The organism is Streptomyces sp. NPDC051582, from assembly GCF_040681715.1.
In the GTDB taxonomy this organism is placed as follows: domain Bacteria; phylum Actinomycetota; class Actinomycetes; order Streptomycetales; family Streptomycetaceae; genus Streptomyces.
In genome coordinates this window covers 1-23,158 of the sequence record NZ_JBFAZJ010000004.1, presented here as the reverse complement: position 1 = coordinate 23,158, position 23,158 = coordinate 1, and the positions used below count along the sequence as shown (strand labels likewise).

Below are 23,158 nucleotides of genomic sequence, written 5' to 3'. Positions count from 1 at the left end.
TGTGGACGGCGGTGGCCGGCTGTGGATTACGCCTTCTCGACCGCGTGGCCGCCGAACTGGTTGCGCAGTGCGGCGATCATCTTCATCTGCGGCGAGTCCTCCTGGCGGGACGCGAACCGTGCGAAGAGCGAGGCGGTGATCGCGGGCAGCGGCACGGCGTTGTCGATCGCCGCCTCCACCGTCCACCGGCCCTCGCCCGAGTCCTGCGCGAAGCCGCGCAGCTGCTCCAGGTGCTCGTCCTGGTCGAGGGCGTTCACGGCCAGGTCCAGCAGCCAGGAGCGGATGACGGTGCCTTCCTGCCAGGAGCGGAAGACCTCGCGGACGTCGGTGACCGAGTCCACCTTCTCCAGGAGCTCCCAGCCCTCGGCGTAGGCCTGCATCATGGCGTACTCGATGCCGTTGTGGACCATCTTCGCGAAGTGGCCCGCGCCGACCTTGCCGGCGTGCACGGCGCCGAACTCGCCCTCGGGCTTGAGGGCGTCGAAGACCGGCTGGACGCGGGCGACGTGGTCCTTCTCGCCGCCGTACATGAGCGCGTAGCCGTTCTCCAGGCCCCATACGCCGCCGGAGACACCGCAGTCGACGAAGCCGATGCCCTTGGCCGCCAGCTCGGCGGCGTGCTTCTCGTCGTCGGTCCAGCGCGAGTTGCCGCCGTCGACGACGATGTCGCCGATCGAGAGCAGCTCGGCGAGTTCGTCGACGGTGGACTGCGTCGCCGCACCTGCCGGGACCATCACCCACACGACGCGGGGGGCCTGCAGGCTGTCCACAAGTTCCCGCAGGCTGTGGACATCGGCAAGGTCCGGGTTGCGGTCGTATCCGATGACGGTGTGGCCTGCGCGGCGGATGCGCTCGCGCATGTTGCCGCCCATCTTGCCGAGACCGACGAGACCAAGCTCCATCAGGTGGTTCCTTAAGCGTTGTGGCCGTCTGTGCCGGGTTCCCCGCGATCGCCGGGGGAACCCAGGCTCCGAGCCTACGCCGGGCGGCGGCGACGGGCGCCACGGGCGCTCCACGACGGCCGTCCGGGGCCGCGCGGGGCTACGTGGGGACTCGGGGGGACCCGTACGGGGCCCTCGTACGGGGACTCCGTACCTGGGGCGAACGCCGTCGGGCCCGGCCCCGCGCCTGCGAGACCGGGCCCGACGTGCGCGCGCGTCAGCCGGACAGGCGGACCGGCATGATCAGGTACTTGTACGCCTCGTCCGCCTCCGCGTCGACGGCCGGACGGCCGCTCAGCAGGGCGGGCTTGGTGGACGTGGTGAAGCTCAGCTGCGCGGCCGGCGAGTCGATCGCGCTCAGGCCGTCCAGCAGGAAGGTGGGGTTGAAGGCGATCGAGATGTCGTCGCCCTCCAGCTTGGCGTCCACACGTTCCACAGCCTGTGCGTCGTCGGAGGAGCCGGCCTCCAGGATCAGCACGCCCTGCTCGAAGCTGAGGCGGACCGGGGTGTTGCGCTCGGCGACCAGGGCCACGCGCTTGACGGCCTCGACGAAGGGGGCGGTCTCGATGACGGCGATGGAGTTGAACTCCGTCGGGAACAGCGTGCGGTACTTCGGCAGGTCGCCTTCGAGCAGGCGGGTGGTGGTGCGGCGGCCCGCGCCCTCGAAGCCGATGAGGCCCTCGCCCGCGCCGGAGCCGGACAGCGCCAGGGTGACCGTGTCACCGCTGGTCAGGGACTTGGCGGTGTCCAGGAGCGTCTTCGCGGGCACCAGGGCCACGGCGGAGGCGTCCGGGTTCTCCGGCTTCCACAGGAACTCGCGGACCGCGAAGCGGTAGCGGTCGGTGGAGGCCAGGGTGACGCGGTCGCCCTCGATCTCGATGCGGACACCGGTCAGCACGGGCAGCGTGTCGTCGCGGCCGGCGGCGATGGCGACCTGGGCGGCGGCGGAGGCGAAGACCTCACCGGGCACGGTGCCGGTCGCGGTCGGCATCTGCGGCAGCGCCGGGTACTCCTCCACAGGCAGGGTGTGGAGTGTGAATCGCGAGGAGCCGCAGACCACGGTCGCCCGTACACCGTCTGTGGAAATCTCCACCGGGCGGTTGGGGAGGGCGCGGCAGATGTCGGCGAGCAGGCGGCCGGAGACGAGGACGGTGCCGTCCTCCTCGACGTCCGCCTCGACGGAGACGCGGGCGGAGACCTCGTAGTCGAAGCCGGAGAGGGACAGCGTGCCCTCTTCGGCCTTCAGCAGCAGGCCCGCGAGAACGGGCACCGGCGGCCGGGCCGGGAGGCTGCGGGCAGCCCAGGCCACCGCCTCCGCGAGTACGTCGCGCTCCACCCGGATCTTCACCGGAACCGCCTCCTGCTGTTGCTCGCTCGTCTGCCGGCCTTCGTTCTCGGCCCGATGCCTCGATGCCCTCGATGGCTCGGAGCCTCGGTGCCGGGGACCAGTCTGACGTACGGCGCCGACAGTCGGTGCTGCCGGAGGTCAAGTCAGGAGCGAGGTGTCGGGGAGGCGTCTCCACCGAGTTGTGCACAGGACCCGCTTGAAAACCGAAACCGGGCTAACTCTCTATGGGGGTAGTAGTAGGGCCTGTGGAAACGGTGGATAAGCCCGTTGCCCCAGGTCAGCCCGCGTTTTTTATCCACCGACCCTGTGGGTGACACCGGTGGACAACCGCCTGTGTCTGTGGAGAACAAAAACTTCTGCACAGGCCATCCCCAGGTGACCCCGACTACTCCACAGGTGTGTCCCCAGGTTTCCCCCAGTACTCCACAGCCCAAACGTCGACTTCCGTGTGACGGCTTTCACTCCGGGCGGTGAGGGGAGGTGGAATGTTGCCGAACAGTGGACAGCGGTGTGGGTAACTCGTCTGAACCTGTGCACAGCGTGCGGGAACCTGTGGGTCGGCGGTGGACAGAGGAGTGGAAGGCCCTGTGGACGAGAGTTCTGTCCACAGGCTGTGGATGACGCTTGCGCACAAATCCACAGGGGTCTGACCAGTGCTGATGGTGCCTCATCCCGCGGCCCTGTGGACAGATTGTGGGTGACGGGATCCGTCCCCACCCTGTGGACGGAAGAAAGTCGGGGAATCTGTGGATGAGTTGCTCCACAGGGGGCGTATTCGAACAGACCAGGGGCGCGCGTACGGGAAAGGGCGCCCCCGAAGTACCCCGGGAGCGCCCTCTGGAAGCGTTTGGAAAGGCCCGTTCGCGCCCGCCGGCCAGGCCGAGAGGCCCCCGGCTCAGCCGTTCTTGATGCGGTTGGTGAGCTCGGTGACCTGGTTGTAGATGGACCGGCGCTCGGCCATCAGGGCCCGGATCTTGCGGTCGGCGTGCATGACCGTGGTGTGGTCGCGGCCGCCGAACTGCGCCCCGATCTTGGGCAGGGAGAGGTCCGTCAGCTCCCGGCACAGGTACATGGCGATCTGCCGCGCGGTGACCAGGACGCGGCTGCGCGAGGAGCCGCACAGATCGTCCACGGTGAGCCCGAAGTAGTCCGCGGTGGCCGCCATGATGTCCGAGGCCGTGATCTCGGGGGCCGAGTCCTCTCCGCCGGGGATCAGGTTCTTGAGGACGTCCTCGGTCAGGCCGAGGTCGACCGGCTGCCGGTTCAGGCTCGCGAAGGCCGTGACCCGGATGAGCGCCCCCTCCAGCTCGCGGATGTTGCGCGAGATGCGGGAGGCGATGAACTCCAGTACCTCCGGCGGGGCGTTGAGCTGCTCCTGTACGGCCTTCTTGCGCAGGATCGCGATGCGGGTCTCCAGCTCGGGCGGCTGGACGTCGGTGATCAGGCCCCACTCGAAGCGGTTGCGGAGCCGGTCCTCCAGGGTGACGAGCTGCTTGGGCGGCCGGTCGGAGGAGAGCACGATCTGCTTGTTGGCGTTGTGGAGCGTATTGAAGGTGTGGAAGAACTCCTCCTGCGTCGACTCCTTGCTCGCGAGGAACTGGATGTCGTCGACGAGGAGGATGTCCATCTCGCGGTAGCGCTTGCGGAACGCGTCGCCCTTGCCGTCGCGGATCGAGTTGATGAACTCGTTGGTGAACTCCTCGGAGCTCACGTAGCGCACCCGGGTGCCGGGGTAGAGGCTCCGCGCGTAGTGCCCGATGGCGTGCAGAAGATGCGTTTTGCCCAGGCCCGATTCCCCGTAGATGAAGAGGGGGTTGTACGCCTTGGCGGGCGCCTCGGCGACGGCCACCGCGGCGGCGTGCGCGAAGCGGTTGGACGCGCCGATGACGAACGTGTCGAAGAGGTACTTGGGGTTGAGCCGGGCGGTCGGCTCCAGCGGGCCCGAGGTCGAGCCGCCCGAGGGGGACGGAGGCGCCGGCCGGCCGGGCGCCTGGCGCGGGGCCGGCTGCTCGTACTGCTGCTGCTCGTACTGATGGGACTGATGGGGCTGCTGCGATTGGCGGGGCTCGTACTGCTGCTGGTCGAAGGAGCCCTGCTCGTAGCCGCCGGGGTCGGACTGCTGGAGGTAGCCCGGCTGGGGGGAGGCGTACGGATCGCGCTCGGGGAAGCCGCCGAGGCGCGGCTGCTGCCAGCCGTAGTCGTCCTGCTGGCCGCCGCGGGGCCAGGAGCCGGGCTCGGGGCGCGACTGCTGGTAGTCCGGGTAGGCGGGGCGGGCGGTCGGGAGCTGGTCGTCGGAGGGGCCGCCGGGGCCGGTGTGGCCGCCGCCGCGCTGGTTTCCGTACGGCTCGTACGCGTCGGAGCGCTGCTGCGTCGCCGCGGGCAGGGGCGCGGGCTCGCCGGCGGAGTCGTCCACGGTGATCGCGATGCGGATGGGGCGGCCGCACTCACGGCTGAGCGCATCGCTGATCAGCGGGGCGAGCCGGCCTTCCAGGACGCGCTTGCCGTATTCGTTGGGGACGGCGAGCAGCGCGGTGTCGGCGACCAGTGCCAGGGGCTGGCAGCGCTCGACCCACTGCTTGTCCTTGGGCTCGATCGCCTGCTGTCCCTCCCCGAGGAGCTTTTCGAGCACCCTTGGCCACACTGCGGCAAGATCGGCAGGTACGTCAGCCACAGAGCACGCTCTCTCACAGGGGTCCCACGAATGTGTGGTTCTTTGGGACGGTCGGGACAAAAAATCCGGGATCAGACAACGGTAGTCAGGCCGACGGGTACGGTTCAAGTCGTTGTCCACAGCCTGTGCACAGTGTGGGGGCACGTCGCCTCGGTTTGACCGGATGGCGTAGCCGCGCGTACCGTAACGAGGTCGAGTTGTCGATGGCTGCTGCCGCCTGCCTACCGATGGGCGAAGATCACCTTTTGTGATCGTTTAGCGGTGCCACTCGGGCGAACACGCGAGTTTCCTCGTGGGCGCACGGTGACAGCCAGGCGATGTCCCGCCACAACGATTCATTCTCTGGAGCCCCCGAGTGAGCAAGCGCACCTTCCAGCCGAACAACCGCCGTCGTGCCAAGACCCACGGCTTCCGTCTCCGGATGCGTACCCGTGCCGGTCGCGCGATCCTGGCGAACCGCCGTGGCAAGGGCCGCGCCGCCCTTTCCGCGTAACAACGCGCAGGTCGTGACGTCGTGCTGTCTCCCGAAAATCGGCTGAGGCGGCGCGAGGACTTCGCGAGCGCGGTACGACGAGGTCGGCGGGCAGGTCGCCCGCTCCTCGTCGTCCACCTACGTACAAGCGGTGCAACGGACCCGCACGAGCCGGGGGAGATCGATCCCTCGACGCGTGCGGGTTTCGTCGTCAGCAAGGCCGTGGGTGGCGCCGTCGTCCGTAACCGGGTGAAGCGCCGTTTGCGTCATCTCGTCCGTGAGCGGCTCTCCCAGCTGCCCGCCGGTAGCCTGGTGGTGGTGCGGGCTTTGCCCGGAGCGGGTGACGCCGGCGCCGACGAACTGGCCCGGGACCTGGATGCCGCTTTGACGCGGCTCCTGGGAGGCGTGGCTCGATGAAGTACCCGCTGCTCGCATTGATCAAGCTGTACCAGTGGACCATCAGTCCGCTGCTCGGGCCGGTGTGCCGTTACTACCCCTCGTGCTCGCACTACGGGTTCACGGCCATCGACCGGCATGGTGCGGTGAAGGGGACGGTCCTGACCGGCTGGCGGATCCTGCGGTGCAACCCGTGGTCCGCCGGTGGTGTCGACCATGTCCCACCCCGTAAACGCCCGCGTTGGCACGAGCAGCTGCGCAGTGCGTTGCGTAGATCTCGCAATGCTCAAGGAGCCTGATTAGTGGACACGATTGCCAGTCTGTTCAGCTTTATCACCACGCCCGTCTCGTGGGTCATCGTCCAGTTCCACAGTCTGTACGGCGCGATCTTCGGGCCGGACAGCGGTTGGGCCTGGGGCCTGTCGATCGTGTCCCTGGTGGTCTTGATCCGCATCTGCCTGATCCCGCTCTTCGTGAAGCAGATCAAGGCGACGCGCGGTATGCAGGCGCTCCAGCCGAAGATGAAGGCGATCCAGGAGCGCTACAAGAACGACAAGCAGCGCCAGTCCGAAGAGATGATGAAGCTGTACAAGGAGACGGGTACCAACCCGCTCTCCTCGTGCCTTCCGATCCTGGCGCAGTCCCCGTTCTTCTTCGCGCTGTACCACGTGCTCGCGGCCATCGCCAACGGCAAGACCATCGGCGTCATCAACGAGTCGCTGCTGGCCAGCGCCCGTCAGGCGCACATCTTCGGTGCCCCGCTGGCGGCGAAGTTCACGGACAGCGAGGAGAAGGTCGCCGCACTCGGCGCCTCTCTGACCGACGTCCGGATCGTGACCGCGATCATGATCATTCTGATGTCGCTGTCGCAGTTCTACACCCAGCGTCAGCTGATGCAGAAGAACGTCGACCTCTCCGTGAAGACGCCGTTCATGCAGCAGCAGAAGATGCTGATGTACATCTTCCCGCTGATCTTCGCCTTCATGGGCATCAACTTCCCCGTCGGTGTCCTCGTCTACTGGCTGACCACCAACGTGTGGACCATGGGCCAGCAGATGTACGTGATCAACCAGAACCCGACCCCTGGCAGCAAGGCGCAGGACCAGTACCTGACCCGTCTGCTGAAGCACGTCTCCACGCACGGGGACGTCAAGGGCCGGGGCAAGAAGAAGATCGTCGCGGCGATCGTGGCCAAGGGCCCGGACCGCAACGACAACGAGCGCAAGTTCATCGCGGCTCTCACGAAGCAGGGTCTGGCTGCGCAGGCGGACGGGTCCGTGATCAAGAGCGCCGAGGCCACGGCCGACGCGGATGCGGCGAGCGGCGGTGCCGCCAAGCGGCAGCAGCCGAAGCGGCAGTCGAAGTCGCAGCGCCAGACGCCCCCCAAGCCCTCTTCCAAGAAGTAAGAAGGAGTCCCTCCCGTGACGGAAGGCACCACCACCGCCGCCGCTGAGAGTGGCGACACCCTGACCCGCCTTGAGCAGGAGGGTGAGATCGCGGCCGACTACCTTGAGGGTCTGCTGGACATCGCCGACCTGGACGGGGACATCGACATGGATGTCGAGGCCGACCGGGCCGCGGTATCGATCGTCAGTGACTCGGCCGGCCGCGATCTCCAGAAGCTCGTGGGGCGCGACGGTGAGGTCCTGGAGGCTCTCCAGGAGCTGACTCGCCTCGCCGTGCACCGTGAGACCGGGGACCGCAGCCGTCTGATGCTGGACATCGCGGGCTTCCGTGCGAAGAAGCGCGAGGAGCTGGCGGTCCTCGGTGCCCAGGCGGCGGCTGACGTGAAGGCGTCCGGTGAGCCGCTGAAGCTGGCTCCGATGACGCCCTTCGAGCGCAAGGTCGTCCACGACGCCGTGGCGGCTGCCGGTCTGAAGAGCGAGTCGGAGGGCGAGGAGCCGCAGCGCTTCGTCGTCGTGCTCCCCGCCTGACCGCAAGCCTGAGTGTTCGGCCCCGTCTGTGTCGCAGGCGGGGCCGATGTTTGTCAGCCTGGCAGTGCCGGCCTGGGCGATGCCAGTTCGAGCAGTGCGTTTTCAACGATCCATGCGGTACGGAAGGACGGTCCCCGTGACGGAGGCAGCGGAGCTTCCCCCGGCGCCTGAAGAGGCGCGCGCGGTGTTCGGCGAGTTTTTCCCGGAAGCTGTGCGGTATGCGGAGCTGCTGGCGGACGCGGGGGTCAAGCGCGGCCTGATCGGCCCGCGTGAGGTGCCGCGCTTGTGGGAGCGGCACCTGCTGAACTGTGCGGTGCTCTCGGAGGTGGTGCCCGAGGGCGTCACCGTCTGCGATGTCGGCTCGGGCGCCGGCCTGCCCGGCATTCCGCTGGCTCTGGTGCGGCGCGATCTGAAGATCACGTTGCTGGAGCCGCTGCTGCGGCGGACGACCTTCCTCCAGGAGGCCGTGGAGCTGCTGGGCCTGGACCACGTCACGGTGGTGCGGGGCCGGGCCGAGGAGATGCTCGGCAAGGTGCAGCCGGTACACGTGGTGACGGCGCGGGCCGTGGCACCGCTGGACCGGCTGGCGGGCTGGGGCGTGCCCTTGCTGCGCCCGTACGGGGAGATGCTGGCGCTCAAGGGCGACACCGCCGAGGAGGAGCTGGTGGCGGCGAAGACCGCGCTGGCGAAGCTGGGTGTGGTGAAGACCTCGGTGCTCCAGGTGGGTGAGGGCGTGGTGGATCCCCTGTCCACGGTCGTCCGGGTAGAGGTCGGAGAAAGCCCCGGTGGGGTGAGGTTCGCGGCCAAGCGGGCTAAGGCCGCTCGTACCAGCCGGACCCGTCGGCGTCGCTGATTTCCGGGGCGTTGAGCCCTATAGGTATGGATTTCGGAGTGTCGTAGCGGCCCGAAGACCCTGTCCGGGCACTGTCCGGGCATCGTGTTTCACGTGAAACGTCGCTCTCTGCTGCACGGAATCATCAGCCGCGGCCGTGCGGCCGCCTCCCCTCGGCACCGTAAGGGCGAAGGGGGGACGGAGTTGTCCACAACGGTGGATTCATCCACAGGAGTACGGGCCCCGCTGGTTCGCGACCCGGGTGTCATGGCAGGCTCTGTTCATCGCGAGCCTGATGCCGAGGAGAGTGACACCGTGCGGTCCGACGCCAACCTCGCGGGGCCGATGGCCGACCCGGTCCCCGGTCCCCGCTCTGAATCAGCGGGGGACGATGTTTCACGTGAAACATCGTCGCCCCTTGTAGACAACGAGACGCCCATCGGCCGTGCTGCCCAGATGGCGGTCGAGGCCCTGGGACGGGCCGGCGAGGGGCTTCCCCGCCCGGCGCAGACCCGGGTCATCGTGGTCGCCAACCAAAAGGGCGGCGTGGGCAAGACCACGACGACCGTGAACCTGGCGGCCTCCCTGGCCCTGCACGGTGCGCGCGTCCTGGTGGTCGACCTCGACCCCCAGGGCAACGCGTCCACGGCCCTGGGTATCGACCACCACGCGGATGTGCCCTCGATCTACGACGTGCTCGTGGACAGCCGGCCGCTCCTGGAGGTCGTCCAGCCGGTGGTGGATGTGGAAGGGCTCTTCTGTGCCCCGGCCACGATCGACCTGGCGGGTGCGGAGATCGAGCTGGTATCCCTGGTGGCTCGCGAGAGCCGGCTCCAGCGGGCCATCCAGGCCTACGAGCAGCCGCTGGACTACATCCTGATCGACTGCCCGCCCTCGCTGGGACTGCTGACGGTGAACGCGCTGGTGGCCGGCGCAGAGGTGCTGATCCCGATCCAGTGCGAGTACTACGCACTGGAAGGCCTGGGCCAGCTGCTGCGCAATGTCGACCTGGTACGGGCCCACCTGAACCCGACACTGCACGTGTCGACGATCCTGCTGACGATGTACGACGGCAGGACCCGGCTGGCCTCGCAGGTGGCGGAGGAGGTGCGCACCCACTTCGGCAAGGAGGTGCTGCGCACGAGCATCCCGCGTTCGGTGCGCATTTCCGAGGCGCCGAGTTACGGCCAGACGGTGCTCACCTACGATCCGGGTTCGAGTGGTTCTCTCTCCTATCTGGAAGCGGCGCGTGAGATCGCGCTGCGGGGGGCCGGAATTTCGTACGACGCCCAGCACGCCCATCTGGGCGCGGGCATGAACAGCACGCAGAGTGTGGCGGAGGGGATCCAGTGAGTGAGCGACGTAGGGGTCTGGGGCGGGGGCTCGGCGCGCTGATCCCCGCCGCTCCGCAGGAGAAGACGCCGCCGGTGATCGGTGCCGGTTCGACGTCTCCGTCGGCGGTGCCGACGTTGCCTTCGGAGCGTGGGGTCGCGGCGGCGAAGCTGGCTTCGCTGGCGCAGGCCGATGGTTCACTGGGGGCACCCCCGGCGGTGGCTGGGGAATCGCTTGCCGCGAAGACCGCGGTCGCCGTGGCGGATGAGCGGGAAGCGGTGGAACCCGAGGCCAATGTGGTGGCAGGGGCGACCTTCGCCGAGCTTCCGATGGACTCGATCACGCCGAACCCGCGCCAGCCCCGTGAGGTGTTCGACGAGGACGCGCTGGCGGAACTGGTGACCTCCATCCAGGAGGTGGGCCTGCTCCAGCCGGTGGTGGTGCGGCAGTCCGTTCCCGGCCGCTACGAGCTGATCATGGGTGAGCGTCGCTGGAGGGCCTGCCGGGAAGCCGGGCTGGAGCGCATTCCGGCGATCATCCGGGCGACGGACGACGAGAAGCTGCTGCTGGACGCGCTGCTGGAGAACCTGCACCGGGCGCAGCTGAATCCCCTGGAGGAGGCGGCCGCGTACGACCAGCTGCTCCAGGACTTCAACTGCACGCACGACCAGCTGGCGGACCGGATCGGGCGTTCACGTCCGCAGGTGTCCAACACGCTGCGCCTGCTGAAGCTGTCGCCGCCGGTCCAGCGCCGGGTGGCCGCGGGTGTGCTGTCCGCCGGTCACGCGCGTGCCCTGTTGTCGGTGGAGCACTCCGAGGCACAGGACAAGCTGGCGCACCGGATCGTGGCCGAGGGCCTCTCGGTGCGTGCGGTCGAGGAGATCGTCTCGCTGATGGGCTCGGAGCCCGAGGGACCCGTGAAGCCGAAGGGCCCGCGGGCCGGTGCCCGGGTGGCTCCGGCGCTCAGCGAACTGGCGACGCGGCTGTCGGACCGGTTCGAGACGCGCGTGAAGGTGGATCTGGGGCAGAAGAAGGGCAAGATCACCGTCGAGTTCGCCTCGATGGAGGATCTGGAGCGGATTCTGGGGACGCTGGCGCCGGGCGAGGGCCGGGTGCTGGAGCAGGGTCTGTCCGGGGAGTGAGTCCCCGGCCGCCGAGGGGCGGATCGTGCCGGTGTGAACCGGCGCGGTCCGCCCCTTTGCCTTGTAGCGGTTTCGCCCGATTCGGGCTGTCGATACGATGCGCTCATGGGGCGTCGGTTGGTACCACTCACGTTGGACAACCTTCAGGACCTGCCTCGGCGTTGCCGGTCCTGTGTCTTCTGGGAGTTGGATCCCGTCAGCGGTGAGGCCGCGGTGAAGGCGGGGACTCCGGCGCTGGAGAAGGAGGCGTGGATCTCCGCCGTCCTGCTGGAGTGGGGCTCGTGCGGCCGCGTGGTCTACGTGGACGAGATCCCGGTGGGATTCGTGCTGTACGCGCCGCCGGCGTACGTACCGCGGGCCGCTTCGTTTCCGACGAGTCCGGTGTCCCCGGACGCGGTGCAGCTGATCACGGCGTGGATCATGCCGGGCTATCAGGGTCAGGGCCTGGGGCGGGTGATGGTCCAGACGGTGGCCAAGGACCTGCTGCGCCGCGGGTTCCGGGCGATCGAGGCGTTCGGGGACGCGCGCTGGGAGGGCCCGGCCTGTCTGCTGCCGGCGGACCATCTGCTGGCCGTGGGCTTCAAGACGGTGCGGCCGCATCCTGTGCACCCGCGCCTGCGGCTGGAGATGCGCTCGACGCTCTCGTGGAAGGAAGACGTGGAGCTGGCGCTGGACCGGCTGCTCGGTGCAGCACGCAAGGAGCCCGCGCTGCGCCCGCTGTGACGTGCGAACGGGGCCGCCCCTCAAAGGGGGCGGCCCCGTTTCACGTGAAACATCCCGGCTGCCGCCGGGGTGGCGGTTGCGACCGTCAGACGGACTTGGCCTGAACGAAGTCGGAGAGGTCACGCAGGATGGCGGCCTTCGGCTTGGCACCGACGATGGTCTTGACGACCTCGCCACCCTGGTAGACGTTCAGGGTGGGGATGGACATGACGCCGTAGCGCGCGGCCGTCCCCGGGTTCTGGTCGATGTTCAGCTTGACGATCTCGATCTCGTCGCCGTACTCGGCCGCGATGGCCTCCAGGGACGGCGCGATCTGGCGGCACGGGCCGCACCACTCGGCCCAGAAGTCCACCAGTACGGGCTTGTCGCTGTTGAGGACCTCTGCGTCGAAGTCGGCGTCGGTCACGCTCTTGAGGGCCACTGCGGCCTCCTAGTTCTTTCCTGCGGGGTGTGAGGTGGTGAGGGTAGGCGAGGGGTCAGACCGTCGCGTGCGCCTTCTCGGCGTCCGCGAGGGCGGAGAGGAAGCGCTCGGCGTCCAGGGCCGCGGAGCAGCCGGTGCCCGCAGCGGTGATGGCCTGACGGTACGTGTGGTCCACGACGTCTCCGGCACCGAACACGCCGGTGAGGTTGGTGCGCGTCGAGGGGGCCTCGACCTTGAGGTAGCCCTCCCCGTCGAGCTCCAGCTGGTCCTTGAACAGCTCGGTGCGCGGGTCGTGGCCGACGGCGATGAAGAGGCCGGTCACCGGCAGCTCGGAGGTCTCACCGGTCTTGGTGTTGCGCAGGGTGAGGCCGGAGAGCTTCTGCTCGCCGTGGATCTCGGCGACCTCGCTGTCCCAGGCGAACTTGATCTTCGGGTCGGCGAAGGCGCGGTCCTGCATGGCCTTGGAGGCACGCAGGCTGTCACGGCGGTGCACGATGGTCACGGACTTGGCGAAGCGGGAGAGGAAGGTGGCCTCCTCGATCGCGGTGTCGCCACCGCCGACGACGGCGATGTCCTGGTCCTTGAAGAAGAACCCGTCACAGGTGGCGCACCACGAGACACCACGGCCGGAGAGGGCGTCCTCGTTGGGGAGCCCGAGCTTGCGGTGCTGGGAACCGGTGGTCACGATCACTGCCTTCGCGCGGTGCACGGTGCCGGCGGTGTCGGTGACGGTCTTGATGTCACCGGTGAGGTCCACGGACACGACATCGTCGGGGACGAGCTCGGCGCCGAAGCGCTCGGCCTGGCCGCGCATGTTGTCCATGAGGTCCGGACCCATGATGCCGTCCTGGAAGCCGGGGAAGTTCTCGACCTCGGTGGTGTTCATCAGCGCGCCACCAGCCGTGACCGCGCCCTCGAAGACCAGCGGCTTGAGCGAAGCGCGTGCGGTGTACAGGGCGGCGGTGTAGCCGGCCGGCCCGGAACCGATGATGATCACGTTTCGTACGTCGCTCACGGGTTTCTTCCTCGTCTCTGTGGACTGCACGCTGCTGCCGAAGGGGCCGGTGTGTTGTCTCACCCCACCCAACGGATCCTACGGCGCATGCATTCCCCGCCCGCTCCCTCGCGGACGCGAAGGTGTCAGCTTCGAGGATATGTCCTGGTCAGCAATGGTTTGTCGGGGGTGGTCGACGGGGTGCTCGTGCACGCGGCGTTCACGAGGTAGGCGTCCACACGGGCGGAGTCGCCGGGGTGCGGCAGGACGAGGAGGTAGACCTCGGTGCCCTGGTAGCTGCCCCGTTCGGCTGCGAGCGGGCTGTCGGGGCGACCCGTGGCGTTCTGGACGCAAGCCGGCACGGAGGAGGCGGTCGTGCGGTTGCCGTCACCGGGGGCGAGCTTCGGGGACGGCGTGGTGTTCTCCAATCCGTACGTGGTGTTCGGCTGTTCCTCCTTCGGGACGGTCTTGGCGCCCGGTCCGGCGGCCATGAGCCGGTGCACGTTGTCCTGGAGGCCTTGCGCGGTGTACGTGCCGTCGGTCGGCGCCTCGGCTGTGGCGCTCGTCGCGGACCTGCGGGCGGCGGTGTCCGGGGAGCCGGTTCCGATCAGGTCGCCCGCGAGGAAGACGCCCAGGGCGCAGGCGGCCGCTCCGGCCAGGCCGGCGATGACGGCGATCCGGCGGCGCGCGCGCCGGCGCCCGGGACCGGTTGCTCCGGACGGGTGACCGGCGGGCCGCCGGGCGTCCGGACCCGAGGGAGCGGCAGGCGATGTTTCACGTGAAACATCGGAGGGCGGGGCGTTCTCCGCGCGGGGGGCGGTGGAGTCGAGGAGGGCTTCGGCGGCGAGGGCCGCGTCGATGCGCCCGGCGATGTCGGAGGGCATCCGGGGCGGCCCCGGCAGGGTGCCGAGGAGCCCCCGGATCTCCTCCAGGGAAGCGAGCACGTCGGCGCACAGGGGGCAGTCGCCCAGGTGGCGGCGCATTTCGGCGGTCCGGACCGGGGAGAGGAGTCCTTCGGCCAGGTCGGAGATCTCCGAGACGTCAGGGTGCCGGATCGTGCCGGTTGCGGGAGTCACGTTCGTCCACCTCCACCCTTCACCGTGTCTGTGTCTGGGGCCGGCTGACTGGAGCCTGCCGCTGGTGGGACGGGTGTCCCCGGCGTCCGGTTCCTTCCCCGCTCGGCGGCGGTGTTATCCCCGGCATTCGAGCGCAGATGAGTGAGCATCGGAAGGAGTTTCGCCCGGCCGCGCGCGCACCGGCTCTTCACGGTGCCGGTGGGGACGTCGAGGATGCGGGCGGCCTCGGCGACGGGGTATCCCTGCATGTCGACGAGGACCAGAGCAGCCCGCTGTTCGGCCGGGAGCGTGCGGAGGGCGGCCAGGAGCTGCCGGTGGAGGTCCTGGCGCTCCGCGGGTGCCTCGGCGGACTCGTGGGGCTCCAGGAGGCGCTCCAGGCGCTCCGTGTCGTCGAGGGGCGAGGTCTTGCGGGAGGCGGCCTTGCGGGCCCGGTCGAGACAGGCGTTGACGGTGATGCGGTGCAGCCAGGTGGTGACGGCCGATTCACCGCGGAAGGTGTGGGCGGCCCGGTAGGCGGAGACGAGGGCGTCCTGCACGGCGTCGGCGGCTTCCTCGCGGTCGCCGAGGGTGCGCAGGGCCACGGCCCACAGCCGATCGCGGTGGCGTCGTACGAGTTCCCCGAAGGCATCGGGATCACCGGCGGCATGCAGCGCCAGCAGCTCCTGGTCGCTCCGCTCGTCTCCCCTTGGTGACTGCATCACACCTCCCCTCCGGAACGGAGCGTACGGGTCGGGCGGGTCGAATACGAGGGACCGCCGCGCAGTCGGCGCAGCGGTCCCGTATCGGTGACGGTCCGGTCCTACTCGGCCGTGCCGAGCACCTTGATCTCGTTGATGCCGCCCCGGTAGCCGCCGCCCGAATCGGAGGGCAGCGCTGTGATGTGGATCACCAGGTATCGGGTCTTCAGCGGGGTCGCCAGGGTGGTCTTCAGGTTCTTCCCCGCGGTGGTCAGCTTGACGACCTCGTGGGAGAAGTCCGAGAGGGAGTGGGCCGAAGAGGCCTCCGGAGACGCGGCCCGGACCTCGACCTTCTGCCCCGCCGCATACATGTCGACGTCGAGGCCGGCCACGTCCTGGACGCTGCCGAGGTCGACGACGATGCCGCTGCCGTCGTCGTAGCTGTCCAGGTTGCCGAAGTTGGCGTAGCCGTAGAACACCTTGGTGACCCAGCCGGTGTCGCCGTTGCCGTCGACGGCCTTGTTCGCGTCCTCCGGCTTGATCGGTTCCTTGCCGAAGGTGGTGGCATTGCCGATGTGCAGGGGCCCTCCGGGGGTGATCGGCTTGGCCTCGGTGGAGGCTTCGCCGGCCTTGGGCTGCTGGTTGGAGCCGTTGCTGCCGGTGTCGCCCTTGACGCGCTCCAGGAGCGTGTCGGCGAGCTGCCAGCTGCCCAGGCCCAGCGCGGCGATGAGAAGCGCGGCCACGCCCCACTTCAGGACGCGACCGGTGCGGCTCTGCAGCGGGGGCGGTGGCACGACGACGGGCATCGTGTGGCCGCCCTGGGCGCCGGGGTGCGTCTGCGGACGGCCGTAGCTGCCCTGCTGGTAGGTGGTGTGCTGGTACTCGGGCGGAGCGGTGAAAGCGGGCTCGGGCGGCCGGATGCGCGGCATCGCGGCGACGGCCTTCGCCAGCTCTTCCGGGGTGGTGCAGGGCGGCTCCTGCCGGGAGGCGGTGGCCCCGTCGTTGGCGAGGGCGCGCATGGCGAGCTCGCCCAGTCCCCGGTGGACTCCGGCACGGACCTGGTCGGGTGCGATCAGGCCGACGCCCTTCGGCAGGCCGGTGAGTCCGTACGCGTCGTCCTCGTAGGGCCAGCGCTGGGTCAGGGCGGCGTACAGGAGGGCGCCGATGGCCTCGGTGTCCGCGCGCTGCGGGGTGTCGCTGGTGATGCCGCGCAAGGCGGCGTTCACGGCGAGCCCCCGGATGCGGTACTGGCCCGTGGACGTGCGCAGTATGGCGCTGGGCGTCAGCCGCAGGTGGGCCAGGCCCTCGCGGTGCGCGGCGGCCATGGCCTGGGAGACCTGGGTGACGAGCTGGTAGGCCTCGTGGGGTTCCAGGGGGCCCGCCGCGAGGATCGCGGTCAGCTCGGTGGCGTCGGGCAGCCACTCGTGGACGACGTAGACGAGGTCGTTCTCCTCGACGGCGTCGAGGACGTGAACGAACCGCGGGTCGCCGAGCAGGGCGGAGGAGCGGGCGGCGGCCAGGACGGCGCGGGCCCGGGGGTGGTCGGCGGGCAGCAGGTGGACGCCCACGGCACGGCGCAGCTTCTCGTCCATGGCGCGCCAGCTGCTGAATCCGTCCAGACGGGTGACGCACTCTTCGAGGCGGTAGCGCCTGGCGAGCTTGTGGCCGCTGTGGAGTTCGGGGGCGGCAGCAGGGGCCGCTTTTCTGCGTTCGCCGTCCTTTTCGGGCATGGGTCCGTCCGCGGCTCGTCCGTTCTGGGTGTCCACCCCGTCGGCCGTGGCCTTCGCCGCATCTGCGGCCGGCGGCTCGTTGCCGCCGTTGTCGGCCACGTCGACGGCAGCCGTGCTACGTTCCGCCACCGTCGTTCCTGCCTCCCCATCCGTTACGCGCTGTCGGCCAGTCTGCGAAGCCATGCCAATTGTGCCCACAGTCCGGCGCTATGCACGACACGCGAAGGGCCCCGACGGTTGTGCGCATCAGCGACCCATACGGCCACGGACCATTCCGACCATGGCGTTGAGCTCTTCGATGCGCATCCGCTTGGCCGCCACGATGAAGACGGCGGCCAGCGCGACACCGCCGGCGGCCAACGCGGCGAGGGAGCCGGTGACTCCGCTGCCGAGCCACTGGGTGACCGCGTAGGCGGCCGCTCCCGCCACGGCTGCCGCGGGGACGCAGGCGCCGGTGAGGCGGGCGTAGGTGCGCATCACGTGGGCGCCGTCGAGGTCGCCGCCCAGCCGGTTGCGCAGGCGCCGCCAGGCGACGCCGACACCGACGGTGTAGCCGAGGCCGTACGCGGCGGCCATGCCGACGACGGCCCAGCGCGCGGGGAGCACGAAGAACGCGGCGGTGGAGACGCCCGCGTTGACGCCGGCGACGATGACGGTGTTGTAGAACGGCGTCCGGGTGTCCTCGTAGGCGTAGAACCCGCGCAGGACGACGTACTGGACGGAGTACGGGATGAGTCCGAGGCCGAAGGCCATCAGGACGTAGCCGATGTTCTGGGCGCCGGATCCGGAACCGGCGTACAGCAGCGTGGCCATGGGGACACCGAGGGCGAGGAACGCGAAGGCGCAGGGCACGATCGCGACGGCCGAGGTGCGCAGCCCGTAGGAGATGTCGTCGCGGACGGCGGCGGCGTCCCCGTCGTGGGCGGAGCGGGAGATGCGCGGCAGCACGGCCGTCATGACGGAGACGGTGATGATCGCCTGCGGCATCTGCCACAGCAGCAGCGCGTAGTTGTAGGCCGTGATGCCGGTTCCGGGGTGGCCCTGCTTCTCCGCGACGGATCCGGCCCAGGTGGCCAGCTGCGTCACGACGACGAGGCCGATCTGGTTGGCCAGGACGAAGAAGAAGGTCCACTTGGCCAGGCGGGCGGCCTTGCCGAGGCCGTGGCCCCGCCAGTCGAAGCGCAGGCGCGGCCGGAAGCCGGCGTCGCGCAGGTAGGGCAGCATCGCGAGGGCCTGGACGGTGAGGCCCAGCAGGGTGCCGAGGCCCAGCAGGCGGACACCCTCGGCGGTGACGGTGGTCGCGTTGACACCGGAGGTGGTGAAGCCGCCGAAGGCCCAGATGAATGCGCCGAACGTGGCGATGACGACGATGTTGTTGAGGACGGGGGTCCACATCATCGCGCCGAACCGGCCGCGTGCGTTGAGGATCTGACCCAGGACCACGTGCACGCCCATGAAGAACATGGTCGGCAGGCAGTAGCGGGCGAAGGCGACCGCGACGTCCATCTGCTGGGGGTCGGACGCCAGCTTCGGCGACATCATCGTGATGAACACCGGCGCCGCGAGGACGCAGATGGTGGTGATGGCCGCCAGCAGCACGACGACGAGCGTCAGGAGGCGGTTGGCGTAGGCCTCGCCCCCGTCGTCGTCCTGCTTCATGGCCCGCACCAGCTGCGGGATGAAGACGGCGTTGAGCGCACCGCCGCCGACCAGCACGTAGATCATCGTCGGCAGGGTGTTGGCGATCTGGTACGTGTCGTTGAACGTGCCGACGCCGATGGCGCCGGCGATCACGAGGGTCCGCAGGAAGCCGGTGATGCGGGAGACGATCGTGCCGGCGGCCATGAGGGCGCTGGACTTGAGCAGGCTGGAGGCGCGGCCGGCGGGCTTGCTCGGAGCCGGTGCGGCGACGGGGGCGTCCTCGACGGGGGTGCCGGGAGCGCCCTGCTGGTCGCGGTAGAGGTGCGCGAAGGCGTCGGGCTCGGGCTTCTCGTCCGCCGCCTTGGTGACCAGGGAGTCCACCCCGACGAACTGGGTGGTCGTCGCGTGGTCGCCGTAGGGCAGGTGCCGTGAGGGCCCGTCCGGCTCGGGCGGCGGGGTCTGGGCCCAGACGTGCGGGTCGGGTGCGTGTGCGGGGGCCTGCGGGGCCGCGTAGAGCGGGCCGGGCTCCTGGTAGGTACCGGGGGGCGGCGGAGGGTGCGAGGCCCGGTCGTAGAGGACCTCGGCGACGGGGTCCTGGGCCGACAGGTCCTGGGACCGGTACGGGTCGTAGTCGTAGGCATCCTCGACGTACGGGTCACGGTCCGGCGCGGGCGCAGGCGCGGGGACCTGCCCGGCCACCGGGGTGCCCGGGGCAGTGCCCTGGTAGGGCGCGGGCCCACCAGTGCCCTGCGCGCGGTCACCGTCGTACGGCGCGTTCATCGAAACCCCACCTCATCGTCCCCAGGCCGACCGGCCACGGCATCGCTCAACGGTCCACTGTCTCACCCGTGCCGGACGGCCCGGTGCTTTGCGCTCCGGTGTCCGGGGTCCCGTCACTCGGCTGCGTGCTCTCCTCGGCCGCCGCCCGGGCCGCGACGCGCTTGCGGCTGGCGTACATCTTGATGCCCGCCAGGACGAGAAGGAGGACGCCGCCGGCGATGACGAGCATGACGGTCGGAGTGATCTCGGTGGCCTCCACGGTGAACTTGCGCGCTTTGCCGTAGGGCACGCCGTCGGTGGTGAAGAGCTGCGCGGTGACCTCGACGGGGCCGCTCGCGGTGGCGTTGGCGGTGAACTTGACCGTCTGGCTGTGTCCTCCCGTGACGGTCACCTCCTGCTCCGCCTGGCCGCTGTCGCCGAACATCAGGCGGGTCGGGTTGGCCGACTTCACCCGCAGGACGAGGTTGTGGACGTCCTGGACGAGGCTGTTCTGGACGCTGACCGGGATGGTCGCGCTGTGCCCGGACAAGGTGGCGTCGGACTTGGGGACGACCTTGACCTTCTCGGTGAGACCGATCAGGTACTCCTGCACCTGCTCCCGGTAGAGCCGGCCCTCATCCGGGCGGCCGCGCCAGGAGGTGGACATCTCGCGGTTGGTGGTGTTGCCGAAGGGGATCTCCACGCGGTCGGGCGCGCTGAGGATCACCTTGAAGTGGTCCAGGGTGTTCTGGGTGGCACGGATCCTCTCGAACGCGGAGACCGGGAGTTCCGTCTTGCGCAGTGCCTCGGGGTACTGGCCGGCGCCCGGGACCTGGGTGTTGACGCCAGGGTCGGGCTTGGCCGCGGCTGCCGCGTCGAGGTCGGCCGGCTGGCTCCAGCGGCCCGCCTGCAAGCCTCGTACGGCGGCCGCCATCGTCTGCGCCTGGCTGGTGGTCGGCATCCGCTGCGGGGTGACGACGAAGCTGCGCTGGCTGTCGGTCTTCTGGAGGTTCAGGGCGAGGCTCTGGGCCAGGAAGCGCTGCACGGCCAGCGTGGCGTCCCCGGCGTTCAGCATGTCGCCCTCGAAGGCGGTCGACAGGTCGGCGTCGGCCACGACCGCGGTGGTGCCCGCGCCGATGGGACGGGCCGCGGAGGGCGTGTAGCCGAGGGCACCCGTCTCCTGGAGGCTGTCGCTGCGCGCCAGGACGTTGTGGGCGCCCGCCGACGTCGCCACGTTGACGATCGACGGGTCGATGGCGCCGTTCACGGGCCAGGAGAAATCGGTGGACGGTGTGACGTGCAGGACGGTCTCCACCGCCTGCTTCGCCTTGTCGGTGGCGGGCCTCAGCTGGCCCAGCGTGCCCGAGACGTCCTTGCCCTGGTGGGCCAGGGAGGCGATGTCGGGGTCGGCGAACGGCAGCGCGACGATCTTCTTGCCCTGGACCGCGGTTTCCAGGGAGCTCAGCCACTGCTCGGCGACGGCCTTGTTCTTGCCCTGGACGATCCGTCCGTCCGGTGTGCGGTACCGGTATCCCTTGGTCATCGCGTCGACCGTGTAGAGCAGGTCGGGGTCGATGACCCAGGTGACGGGCAGGTCCTTGCCGAGGGCGACCATCTGCTGGAGGCGGCCGCCGGGCTTGAGCTCATCGGCGAGGGAGTCGTCGAGGAAGACGGGTGTCTGGAGCTCGTCCGAGCCGGTCTCCGCCGTCAGACGCGTGGTGGAGATCAGCGGCCACAGGTACGTGAGCTGGGAGCGCTTGGCGGCTGCCTCCGGCTGCCAGGGCAGGAAGGTCCGCTTGATGCCCAGCACCTGCTCGTACTGGCGGCTCTCGGTCTCACCGGACAGGGAGACGCCGAGCTGGTAGACGCCGTCCTTGTCCAGCTCCAGCTTGTTCACGGGGACGGTGAGAGTGAAGTCCTGCTTGACCTTGGACGGCAGGGAGGGGATCTTCACGGCGAACGCGGGGTCGATCTCACCGGGATCCGTGCCGGCCCGGAACCCGGCGCGTTCCGCCGCCTCGTCGATGGACGCCCGGTCGCCCAGGGCGGGCCCGACCCGCAGGCCCACGTGTGCGCCGGTGATCGTCTCGCGGCCGTTGTTGACCACGCTGCCGGAGATGGTGAGCGTGTCGCCCTTGACCGGGGCCGTCGGGGCCATCCCGTCCAGCTGCACGTCCACGGTGCCCGCCTCGGCGGCCTGCGCGGCCTGCGGGGCGGGCGAGTACACCAGAGCGGCGAGCACGGGGGTCCCTGCGAGCAGGACGACTGCGCGCCGCAGCCAGCGGCGCCGGGCAGGTGCGGGGGGTGCCCCCTGGATGTCTGCCGCCTCGGCCACGCGCTAGCCCGTCCCTCGAAGTGTCAGTGGTCGTCGTTTGTGCGTCCACGCATGGTAACGAGAGCCGCTGTGCGCGAGTGCCGCGCCTTGCTCCACATGATCGGCGCCGGGCCGCCGGCACCGCATGCCGGGGCGGCCGTAAAGGCGGAAGCCCTCGCCGGGCGGGGCACGTACCCTTTTCTGTTGTGCCGAACGCCAACGAAGACAACCCCAGTGCCCTGAGTCAGGTGCAGCTCCGCGCGGTCAGTGAACTGCTGCGGGTCGCCCCTGTCGCCGACGAGCTCGGCCGCCGGTTCCAGCAGGCCGGCTTCCGCCTCGCCCTGGTCGGCGGGTCCGTACGCGATGCGCTGCTCGGGCGTCTCGGCAACGACCTCGACTTCACCACCGACGCCCGCCCCGAGGACGTCCTGAAGATCGTCCGGCCGTGGGCCGACTCGGTCTGGGACGTCGGCATCGCCTTCGGCACGGTCGGAGCCCAGAAGAACGGCTTCCAGATCGAGGTGACCACGTACCGCTCGGAGTCCTACGACCGCACCTCGCGCAAGCCCGAGGTCTCCTACGGCGACTCGATCGAGGAGGACCTGGTCCGCCGCGACTTCACCGTGAACGCGATGGCGGTCGCCCTCCCGGAGAAGGAGTTCGTGGACCCGCACGGGGGTCTGGAGGACCTCCAGGCGGGCGTCCTGCGCACTCCCGGCACCCCGGAGGCCTCCTTCTCCGACGACCCGCTGCGGATGCTGCGTGCGGCGCGCTTCGCCGCCCAGCTCGACTTCGAAGTCGCCCCCGAGGTCGTGACGGCGATGAAGGCCATGTCGGACCGGATCGAGATCGTCTCGGCGGAGCGCGTGCAGGGGGAGCTGAACAAGCTGCTGCTGTCCGCGCACCCGCGCAAGGGCCTGGGCCTGCTGGTGGACACCGGGCTGGCCGACCACGTGCTGCCCGAGCTGCCCGCCCTGCGGCTGGAGAGTGACGAGCACCACCGGCACAAGGACGTCTTCGACCACTCGCTGATCGTGCTGGAGCAGGCCATCGCGCTGGAGCACGAAGGCCCGGACCTGGTGCTGCGGCTAGCGGCCCTGCTCCACGACATCGGCAAGCCGCGCACCCGTCGGTTCGAGAGCGACGGCCGGGTTTCCTTCCACCACCACGAGGTGGTGGGCGCGAAGATGACCAAGAAGCGCATGACCGCGCTGAAGTACTCGAACGACATGGTCAAGGACGTGTCCCGGCTGGTCGAGCTGCACCTGCGCTTCCACGGCTACGGGGACGGCGAGTGGACCGATTCCGCCGTACGCCGCTACGTGCGCGACGCCGGCCCGCTCCTGGACCGCCTGCACAAGCTGACCCGGTCCGACTGCACCACGCGCAACAAGCGCAAGGCCAATGCCCTCTCCCGCACCTACGACGGCCTGGAGGAGCGCATCGCGCAGCTTCAGGAGCAGGAGGAGCTCGACGCCATCCGGCCCGACCTGGACGGCAACGAGATCATGCAGGTCCTGGGCGTCGGTCCGGGGCCGGTGATCGGCAAGGCCTACGCGTTCCTGCTGGAGCTGAGGCTGGAGAACGGCCCGATGGAGCGTGACGCCGCGGTCACCGCCCTCAAGGAATGGTGGGCGGCGCAGGACTGAACCGTGGTCGGCGGGGTCGATGTTTCACCCATGAGCCGAGTCCTCCGCCACGGCGAGGAGCAGGACCGTCAGACCCGCCAGACGGACCCCCACGCCGCCTACTGGG

At 69.7% G+C, this 23,158-nt stretch carries 19 protein-coding genes and 1 pseudogene; 10 read left to right on the top strand and 10 right to left on the bottom strand.

Annotation, left to right across the window (positions count from 1 at the left end):
- Positions 1-26: 26 nt before the first annotated feature.
- The 3 genes from gnd to dnaA all read right to left on the bottom strand — a co-directional run bounded on the left by gnd (position 27) and on the right by dnaA (position 4,960).
- Positions 27-1,016, bottom strand: a complete 990-nt coding sequence (gene gnd, locus AB0M92_RS07710) for a phosphogluconate dehydrogenase (NAD(+)-dependent, decarboxylating) (protein ID WP_366101187.1) — start codon at positions 1,014-1,016, stop codon at positions 27-29.
- Between the two features lie 142 nt (positions 1,017-1,158).
- The gene (gene dnaN / locus AB0M92_RS07705; protein ID WP_030153167.1) at positions 1,159-2,289 is read right to left on the bottom strand and encodes a DNA polymerase III subunit beta; all 1,131 of its coding nucleotides are present in this window, start codon (positions 2,287-2,289) and stop codon (positions 1,159-1,161) included.
- 895 nt (positions 2,290-3,184) lie between these two features.
- The gene (gene dnaA, locus AB0M92_RS07700) at positions 3,185-4,960 is read right to left on the bottom strand and encodes a chromosomal replication initiator protein DnaA (protein WP_366101186.1); all 1,776 of its coding nucleotides are present in this window, start codon (positions 4,958-4,960) and stop codon (positions 3,185-3,187) included.
- A 355-nt stretch (positions 4,961-5,315) separates the two neighbouring features.
- Here dnaA and rpmH point away from each other — a divergent pair, with 355 nt between their 5' ends.
- From rpmH to AB0M92_RS07655, 9 genes and pseudogenes are all read left to right on the top strand, one after another.
- Positions 5,316-5,453, top strand: a complete 138-nt coding sequence (rpmH, locus tag AB0M92_RS07695; RefSeq protein ID WP_008741645.1) for a 50S ribosomal protein L34 — start codon at positions 5,316-5,318, stop codon at positions 5,451-5,453.
- Positions 5,454-5,474: 21 nt separating this feature from the next.
- A complete protein-coding gene (gene rnpA, locus AB0M92_RS07690) occupies positions 5,475-5,849 on the top strand; it encodes a ribonuclease P protein component (RefSeq protein WP_078621799.1) in 375 nt (124 codons plus the stop codon).
- A pseudogene (yidD, locus tag AB0M92_RS07685) lies at positions 5,846-6,100 on the top strand (membrane protein insertion efficiency factor YidD); the annotation flags it as partial. The gene rnpA and the pseudogene yidD, both read left to right, overlap by 4 nt.
- Positions 6,101-6,130: 30 nt before the next feature.
- On the top strand, positions 6,131-7,234 hold the full coding sequence (yidC, locus tag AB0M92_RS07680) for a membrane protein insertase YidC (RefSeq protein WP_366101185.1): 1,104 nt from the start codon (positions 6,131-6,133) through the stop codon (positions 7,232-7,234).
- Positions 7,235-7,249: 15 nt separating this feature from the next.
- Positions 7,250-7,762, top strand: coding sequence for a R3H domain-containing nucleic acid-binding protein (locus AB0M92_RS07675; RefSeq protein ID WP_366101184.1), 513 nt, complete (start codon positions 7,250-7,252; stop codon positions 7,760-7,762).
- Positions 7,763-7,874: 112 nt separating this feature from the next.
- A complete protein-coding gene (rsmG, locus tag AB0M92_RS07670) occupies positions 7,875-8,615 on the top strand; it encodes a 16S rRNA (guanine(527)-N(7))-methyltransferase RsmG (RefSeq protein ID WP_037835282.1) in 741 nt (246 codons plus the stop codon).
- Between the two features lie 246 nt (positions 8,616-8,861).
- Positions 8,862-9,947, top strand: a complete 1,086-nt coding sequence (locus AB0M92_RS07665; RefSeq protein ID WP_366101183.1) for a ParA family protein — start codon at positions 8,862-8,864, stop codon at positions 9,945-9,947.
- Positions 9,944-11,068: a ParB/RepB/Spo0J family partition protein gene (locus tag AB0M92_RS07660; protein ID WP_366101182.1), complete on the top strand. Its 1,125-nt coding sequence runs from the start codon at positions 9,944-9,946 to the stop codon at positions 11,066-11,068. The genes AB0M92_RS07665 and AB0M92_RS07660 overlap by 4 nt, the downstream gene beginning before the upstream one ends.
- A gap of 105 nt (positions 11,069-11,173) precedes the next feature.
- Positions 11,174-11,791: a GNAT family N-acetyltransferase gene (locus tag AB0M92_RS07655; RefSeq protein ID WP_030857720.1), complete on the top strand. Its 618-nt coding sequence runs from the start codon at positions 11,174-11,176 to the stop codon at positions 11,789-11,791.
- 85 nt (positions 11,792-11,876) lie between these two features.
- On the opposite strand, the gene trxA is transcribed toward AB0M92_RS07655, so the two are convergent.
- The 7 genes from trxA to AB0M92_RS07620 form a co-directional block, all read right to left on the bottom strand.
- Positions 11,877-12,212: a thioredoxin gene (gene trxA, locus AB0M92_RS07650; RefSeq protein WP_366101181.1), complete on the bottom strand. Its 336-nt coding sequence runs from the start codon at positions 12,210-12,212 to the stop codon at positions 11,877-11,879.
- A 55-nt stretch (positions 12,213-12,267) separates the two neighbouring features.
- Positions 12,268-13,227, bottom strand: a complete 960-nt coding sequence (gene trxB / locus AB0M92_RS07645) for a thioredoxin-disulfide reductase (protein WP_366101180.1) — start codon at positions 13,225-13,227, stop codon at positions 12,268-12,270.
- 125 nt (positions 13,228-13,352) lie between these two features.
- On the bottom strand, positions 13,353-14,282 hold the full coding sequence (locus AB0M92_RS07640; protein WP_366101179.1) for a zf-HC2 domain-containing protein: 930 nt from the start codon (positions 14,280-14,282) through the stop codon (positions 13,353-13,355).
- A complete protein-coding gene (gene sigM / locus AB0M92_RS07635) occupies positions 14,279-14,980 on the bottom strand; it encodes an RNA polymerase sigma factor SigM (protein ID WP_366101178.1) in 702 nt (233 codons plus the stop codon). The genes AB0M92_RS07640 and sigM overlap by 4 nt, the downstream gene beginning before the upstream one ends.
- A gap of 101 nt (positions 14,981-15,081) precedes the next feature.
- On the bottom strand, positions 15,082-16,818 hold the full coding sequence (locus AB0M92_RS07630) for a protein kinase family protein (protein WP_366101177.1): 1,737 nt from the start codon (positions 16,816-16,818) through the stop codon (positions 15,082-15,084).
- Positions 16,819-16,935: 117 nt separating this feature from the next.
- Positions 16,936-19,110 carry a murein biosynthesis integral membrane protein MurJ gene (gene murJ, locus AB0M92_RS07625; RefSeq protein ID WP_366101176.1) on the bottom strand — a complete coding sequence of 725 codons (2,175 nt, stop codon included), beginning with the start codon at positions 19,108-19,110 and terminating at the stop codon, positions 16,936-16,938.
- A gap of 46 nt (positions 19,111-19,156) precedes the next feature.
- The gene (locus AB0M92_RS07620) at positions 19,157-21,424 is read right to left on the bottom strand and encodes a DUF6049 family protein (RefSeq protein ID WP_366101175.1); all 2,268 of its coding nucleotides are present in this window, start codon (positions 21,422-21,424) and stop codon (positions 19,157-19,159) included.
- A gap of 185 nt (positions 21,425-21,609) precedes the next feature.
- On the opposite strand from AB0M92_RS07620, the gene AB0M92_RS07615 reads away from it, so the two are divergent.
- Positions 21,610-23,052 (top strand): CCA tRNA nucleotidyltransferase, encoded by a 1,443-nt coding sequence (locus tag AB0M92_RS07615; RefSeq protein WP_366101174.1) that lies wholly within the window; start codon positions 21,610-21,612, stop codon positions 23,050-23,052.
- The last annotated feature ends 106 nt before the right edge of the window (positions 23,053-23,158 follow it).

Bases quoted from the DNA above. Each gene is read 5' to 3' on its own strand.
- rsmG (WP_037835282.1), top strand. From the start codon at position 7,875: ATGCGGTACGGAAGGACGGTCCCCGTGACGGAGGCAGCGGAGCTTCCC.
- sigM (WP_366101178.1), bottom strand. From the start codon at position 14,980: ATGCAGTCACCAAGGGGAGACGAGCGGAGCGACCAGGAGCTGCTGGCG.
- AB0M92_RS07665 (WP_366101183.1), top strand. From the start codon at position 8,862: ATGGCAGGCTCTGTTCATCGCGAGCCTGATGCCGAGGAGAGTGACACC.
- murJ (WP_366101176.1), bottom strand. From the start codon at position 19,110: ATGAACGCGCCGTACGACGGTGACCGCGCGCAGGGCACTGGTGGGCCC.
- AB0M92_RS07655 (WP_030857720.1), top strand. From the start codon at position 11,174: ATGGGGCGTCGGTTGGTACCACTCACGTTGGACAACCTTCAGGACCTG.